This window comes from Streptomyces sp. NPDC007264 (assembly GCF_042869095.1).
GTDB lineage: Bacteria > Actinomycetota > Actinomycetes > Streptomycetales > Streptomycetaceae > Streptomyces.
The window spans coordinates 1-1,645 of sequence record NZ_JBIAFD010000046.1 but is presented as its reverse complement, the minus strand read 5'-3'; the positions used below and the strand labels follow the sequence as shown (position 1 = coordinate 1,645).

1 protein-coding gene is annotated in these 1,645 nt (G+C 68.1%); it reads left to right on the top strand.

Annotated elements, in window-relative coordinates; translation table 11 throughout:
• Positions 1-99: 99 nt before the first annotated feature.
• The gene (locus ACFYMU_RS33380) at positions 100-1,608 is read left to right on the top strand and encodes an ISL3 family transposase (RefSeq protein ID WP_388381477.1); all 1,509 of its coding nucleotides are present in this window, start codon (positions 100-102) and stop codon (positions 1,606-1,608) included.
• The last annotated feature ends 37 nt before the right edge of the window (positions 1,609-1,645 follow it).

Genomic DNA, 1,645 nt, shown 5'->3' with positions numbered 1-1,645 from the left:
GGGGTCTGTGTAGCGAACGGCCCTGTCTCACATTCGGTGGTGACGGAGCGTCCTGGGGGTCGTTGACATCCCGTGAAGGATGTCAACGAGCTTGTGCAGATGGTGTTTTCGGGGCTGTCCCCGCTGGTCATAGAGGAGGTCACCGACGAGGGCGAGCGGATCGTGGTGCGGGCCCGGACGCCGAAGGAGGCCGCGGTCTGCCCGGTGTGCGGGGCGTCGTCCGGGCGGGTGCACGGTTATCAGCCGCGGACGGTGGCCGACGTGCCGGTCGATGACCGCCGGGTGGTGGTCCGTGTGCGGGTGCGGCGTCTGGTGTGTCCCACGCGCGGTTGCTGCCATACCTTCCGCGAACAGGTGCCCGGTGTCCTGGAGCGATACCAGCGCCGCACCGCCCGCCTGACCAGGCAAGTCAAGGCTGTGGTCGCGGAGTTAGCGGGCCGAGCGGGTGCACGTTTGCTGGCGGTACTTGCGGTGGGCCTGTCGCGCCACACGGCCCTGCGCACCCTGTTGCGCATCCCGCTGCCCACCGGGCGGACACCTCGCGTGATCGGTGTCGACGACTTCGCGCTGCGCCGGCGGCACCGCTATGCCACCGTGGTGATCGACGCCGAGACACATGAGCGTATCGATGTGCTGCCCGACCGCACCGCCGACACCCTGGAAGCGTGGCTGCGCGAGCATCCCGACGTCGAGGTCGTGTGCCGCGACGGCTCAGCGACCTATGCTGAGGCCATCCGTCGTGCCCTGCCCGACGCGGTCCAGGTCGGAGACCGCTGGCATGTGTGGCACAACTTGTGCGAAGCCGCCCTGAGCGAGGTGAAGGCGCACAGCACCTGCTGGGCCGCTGTTCTGGACGCGCCCATCTACGACGGGCCCCGCGCCCAGAACACCCTCGAACGCTGGCACCAGGTCCACGATCTCCTCGACAAGGGCGTGGGTCTGCTCGAATGCGCCCGCCGCCTGCAGCTGGCCCTGAACACCGTCAAACGGTACGCCCGTGCCGACAGGCCCGAACGGATGCTCCGCGTCCCCAAATACCGCGCCAGCCTCGTCGACCCCTACCGCGAGCACCTGCGCAAACGCCGGGCCGAAGACCCGGCCGTCCCCGTCAATCACCTCTTCGAAGAGATCAAGACCCTCGGCTTCACGGGCTGCCTGAACCTCCTGCACAAGTACATCAACCAGGGCCGCGCGGACGCCGACCGCAGCCACATCTCCCCGCGCAGGCTCGCCCGGATGCTGCTGACCAGGCCCGACAACCTCAAGGCCGACCAACACGAGCTCCTGACCAAGCTCACCGCCACCTGCCCCGAGATGACCCAACTCGCGGCCGGTATCAGAGACTTCGCCCCGCTTCTTACGCCGCACGCCGACAACGCCGACGCACTCACGCGCTGGATCGCCCAAGTCCGAGCAGCCGACCTGCCTCATCTGCACGCCTTCACCCGGGGCCTGGACCGAGACCTCGACGCCGTGATCGCGGGGCTCACCCTTCCGTACAGCAACGGCCCCACCGAGGGCGTCAACACCAAAACCAAGCGGATAGCGCGCCAGATGCACGGACGAGCAGGCTTCACCCTACTTCGCCACCGCATCCTCCTCGGATAGCGTCACACCCCGTCACCACCGAATGTGAGACAGGGCC